The 3,647-nt window shown below is 69.0% G+C and carries 6 protein-coding genes and 1 pseudogene; 2 read left to right on the top strand and 5 right to left on the bottom strand.

Annotated features, from left to right (window positions below; translation table 11 throughout):
- On the top strand, positions 1 to 855 hold an 855-nt coding region (locus tag A5650_RS23440), incomplete at its 5' end, for an HNH endonuclease signature motif containing protein (protein WP_156744304.1).
- Between the two features lie 37 nt (positions 856 to 892).
- On the opposite strand, the gene A5650_RS23435 is transcribed toward A5650_RS23440, so the two are convergent.
- Complete coding sequence (locus tag A5650_RS23435) at positions 893 to 1,552, bottom strand: hypothetical protein (RefSeq protein WP_231992786.1); 660 nt, start codon at positions 1,550 to 1,552, stop codon at positions 893 to 895.
- An 84-nt stretch (positions 1,553 to 1,636) separates the two neighbouring features.
- Positions 1,637 to 1,891: pseudogene (locus A5650_RS23430) on the bottom strand (PaaI family thioesterase); the annotation flags it as partial.
- On the opposite strand from A5650_RS23430, the gene A5650_RS23425 reads away from it, so the two are divergent.
- Positions 1,890 to 2,087: a hypothetical protein gene (locus A5650_RS23425; RefSeq protein WP_178359819.1), complete on the top strand. Its 198-nt coding sequence runs from the start codon at positions 1,890 to 1,892 to the stop codon at positions 2,085 to 2,087. The pseudogene A5650_RS23430 and the gene A5650_RS23425 overlap by 2 nt on opposite strands.
- A 138-nt stretch (positions 2,088 to 2,225) precedes the next feature.
- Here the strand turns inward: A5650_RS23425 and A5650_RS23420 are convergent, their stop codons facing one another.
- The 3 genes from A5650_RS23420 to A5650_RS27225 all read right to left on the bottom strand — a co-directional run.
- Positions 2,226 to 2,375: an antitoxin VbhA family protein gene (locus A5650_RS23420; RefSeq protein ID WP_231992779.1), complete on the bottom strand. Its 150-nt coding sequence runs from the start codon at positions 2,373 to 2,375 to the stop codon at positions 2,226 to 2,228.
- Positions 2,376 to 2,410: 35 nt separating this feature from the next.
- A complete protein-coding gene (locus A5650_RS23415; protein WP_044543349.1) occupies positions 2,411 to 3,307 on the bottom strand; it encodes a hypothetical protein in 897 nt (298 codons plus the stop codon).
- Positions 3,304 to 3,647 (bottom strand): hypothetical protein (locus A5650_RS27225; RefSeq protein ID WP_197501968.1); only part of this gene is annotated, 344 nt, incomplete at its 5' end. The genes A5650_RS27225 and A5650_RS23415, both read right to left, overlap by 4 nt.

Here is a 3,647-nt window from a genome sequence, read left to right as displayed (position 1 = left end):
ACCGCCGCCGCGCACATGCTCTACCTGCTGAACCAGGACGGCGAGCTCTCCGATGAGGACCGCCAAGCCCTGGCTTATATCCGGGTCGGCAAGCAACGCCCCGATGGGATGCGGCCCTTCGAAGGACTCCTGACTCCGGAGGCGTGGGCCACCTTAGAGCCGTTGATGGAGCGCAACGCCGCCCCGGGGATGTGCAACCCCGCTGACGAGCACCCCTGCCTCGACGGCGAACCCACCGACGAGCAGATACGCAACGACACCCGCACCACGGGCAAACGCAACCACGACGCGCTGCTGGCCCTGTGCAAACGCATGCTCACCACGCAGCCGACGGGGACCATCAACGGCCTGCCCGCGAATGTCGTGATCACGGTGAGTCTGACTGATCTGGAGAAGGGCACCGGCCACGGCCTGACCGCCGGCGGCACGAGGCTGCCGATCGCCGACGTGCTCAAGTTCGCCGCCCACTCCCGCCCGTGGCTGGCGCTGTTCGACGGCAAGGGCCTGCCCCTGCACCTGGGCCGGGCCCGCCGGACCGCCACCCTGGCTCAGCGGCTGATGCTGCTGGCCAAACACCGCGGCTGCACCATGCCCGGCTGCAGCGCGAGTGCCTACCGCTCCCAGGTGCATCACGCCAACCAAGACTGGAAGGACGGCGGGCGCACCGACATCGAGGACCTGACGTTGGCGTGCGGGCCGAACAATCGCATGGTGGAGACCGCCGGCTGGACCACAAGGAACCGCCCCACAGACGGCGTCACCGAATGGATTCCGCCCCCCGAGCTGGACTGCGGCCAGTCCCGCACCAACAACCTCCACCACCCCGAACGGATCATCGACCACGACGATCCGTAGGCGGACAAGACCCAAACCTGCTCGCCGACAGCGGGAATCAGTCGCCGTCGCGGTGCAGGTCGATCAGCCCGGCCTTGCTCAGCGCGAGCACGCTGACGATCAGCACCCAGACCGGGAACGCCAGCGTCAGCCACACCGTCACGTCACTGGCCACCAACAGCGTCAGCGCCACCACGTAGGTGAAGATCACCAGCCCCCGCGACACCAGGCCGGTCTTGAGCCAGATGGTGGCCAGCGACATCATGAACACCGCTGCCATTCGCAGGGCGTAGGTCTTCGACAGCGCGATCAGCAGTGCCTGACCGAACACGTGCACATCGGCTCCGTAGTCGGCGCCGCTGGCCACCAACGCCACCCCCACGGCAGACGACACGAAGATCATCGCGAGGAACAGCAGCCCACTGCCCAGGAAGACCGAGGCGAAGAACTTGTCCTCGAACCTGCCCAATCCGTCGCGCACCACTCCGATGAACCACAGGAAGCAGATGCCGGCGAACGGCATCAGCACCGCCGCCGCGCGCACCTTGCCCTCCGAACCCTCCACCCACTGCGCGCCCGGCTGGGCGCCTTCGGGAAGCGCGGTGTGGATCAGCGCGATCGCGACGCCGAACAGCACGGCGAACAACACGCCGGCCAGGCCAGCCGCGCGTGGGGTGGACAGCCGGCGCACATCGCGCTCGGGACGTTCGGTGGTCACGTGATCATGGTGCCGCCGAAACTGCGCGGGGTGCGGGATTTCAGGGTAAAACGCCGCACTGCCTGCAGTCTCGGCGCCGACCCGTCAGGGCTGGCCGGCGAGCAGACGCACCATCAACCCGTTGGCCTCGGCGAGCACATTGCCGTCGGGGTCGCGCAGCTCGGCGTTGACGAACGCCTTACGGCCGTCGGTCTCCCGGATCCAGCCGCGCGCGGTCAGCGTGGTGTCGATGGGCGTGACCTTGCGGTAGTCGACGTGCAGGAAGGCGGTGCGGCTGATCGGCCGGCCCGCGGCGTGGATCACCATGCCGAACACCGAATCGAACAGCAGCGGCACCATGGTGAAGTTCGACAACCAGAAACTCATCGAATACACCCGAGCCGCCGGCTGCCGCGACACCCTGCACTACGAGCACAAACGCCCCCACGCTGACGCGCTGCTGGCCATCCCCGACGCCATCGCCTGGTGCTGGGCCAAAGGCGGGCACTGGCGCAAGCTCATCAACCCCGCCGTCACGGTCACCCGCGACGTGTGACCAGGCCCCAAAAATCGCGAAGCCCGAGCGCCACGGTCGTCCGGCCGGGTCTCGGGCTCACTTCCTGAAGCTCAACGCAACAGGCACCACCTATGATAGCCCACACTGCGCTGCCCTGATACCCACACTGCGCCGGGGTCACCGGGCGGGTTGCCCGAACTCCGCGATGACCTCGGCAACGGCCTCGTCGTAGGTCAGCACGCCGCGCTCGATTCGATCGAGGAGATCACGCGCGCCCGGCGAAACCTCGTGGCCGGCCAGCCCGCTCGCCGCCACAGCGACGGACACCGCCTCGCCCTGGGTGGGCGAACGCCTGGGCGTGTTCAACTCCAGTACTCCGGTATCCGCTCCAGCCTTTCGCGGTAGGCCGGGTCAGTCAGCTCCGCCAGATGCACATCCGCCGCGTCTCTGTCTCGCCATTGGCGGGCGCGGGCGGTCGCCTCCGCCACCCAATCGCTGAGCACCGGCCCGACCCCAGGTGTCGCCCGCTGCAATGTCGCCCGGTGCAATGTTGTGGCCGCCGCGGTGGCGCTTTCGGTGATCAGGTCGCGGCGCTGCTGCGCCAACTCGCGGACACCGTCCGCCTGGCGGGTCCACACCTTCATCCCCTGGAGCACGGCGATATCGCCGTGGCCCTCGCGCTGCTGGAGCATCCGCTCTGCACGCTCTCTGCTCTGCACAAGCTCCTCGGCCTCCTCGACGCCGACCACCTCCAGCGCCGCACACCACCAAGCCCGCAGCGCCTGGCCTGCACTCACCTCCCCCGCGCGGGCTGGTTCCCACGCCCACCAGGCCTCGGCGTCGTTGTCGGCCAGGTCACGCAGTGCCAACAGCACCTTTTCGCCTGCCTCCTGGCTCGGCCCCACCGGCTCGGCGGTAGCCGCAGCCGCGGCCGCCGTTCGCCGCACAGCGATTACGTCAAAGCCGGGCAGCCCCGGACCCAGGCGAGGTATCTCCACTGGTATTGGAGCCGGGCGAGGTATCACCGGACCCACCCGGGGCCAACCCTGCCCCGGCGACACCGCCCGGATATGGCGCGCCGCATCGCCCCGCCACCAGTCCGGGTCGCCTGCGCGGGCTACCCGCAGCGCCGCAGCGGTCCGGTCCGCCCACATCACCCGCCAGTCCTCTTCGAGTTCGCCGTCACGGGCAGCTTCCAGCAGCGCCCACAACACCGCCCGCCCGGTTTTGTGCCAGGCCCACTCCTTCAGGCTGCTCATCGGCGCTGCCCCGGTTCGAGCACCGCGAGGGCCTGGTTTAACGCTCCGTCGACGGCATGCCCGAACCCGGCGGCCCAGCCGCAGTAGGCGACATCGGGCAACGACACCGGCTGGTCCCGCCAGCATCCCAACATTTCAACGATCAGCGCTGACCGGTAAAAGTGCCGGTAGAACCCGCGCTGGGCCTCGGACACATCAGACTCGTCGGCGTCCAGCACCCCATCCGGGTGCAGCACGCCGCGCTCCGCGACGTGCTTATGGTGGGCATCCCAGTCGACAGGCTGGCCCGCGCCCAGCCGCTCCACCACCTCACGCCGGTCGTAGGGGTCCACCAGCGGCG

The organism is Mycobacterium sp. 1164985.4 (assembly GCF_001668575.1).
Classification (GTDB): Bacteria; Actinomycetota; Actinomycetes; order Mycobacteriales; family Mycobacteriaceae; genus Mycobacterium.
This window is presented reverse-complemented; position numbering and strand designations above follow the sequence as displayed.

Coding starts and splice junctions, on each gene's coding strand:
- A5650_RS23425 (WP_178359819.1), top strand. CDS start 1,890: ATGGTGAAGTTCGACAACCAGAAACTCATCGAATACACCCGAGCCGCC.
- A5650_RS23415 (WP_044543349.1), bottom strand. CDS start 3,307: ATGAGCAGCCTGAAGGAGTGGGCCTGGCACAAAACCGGGCGGGCGGTG.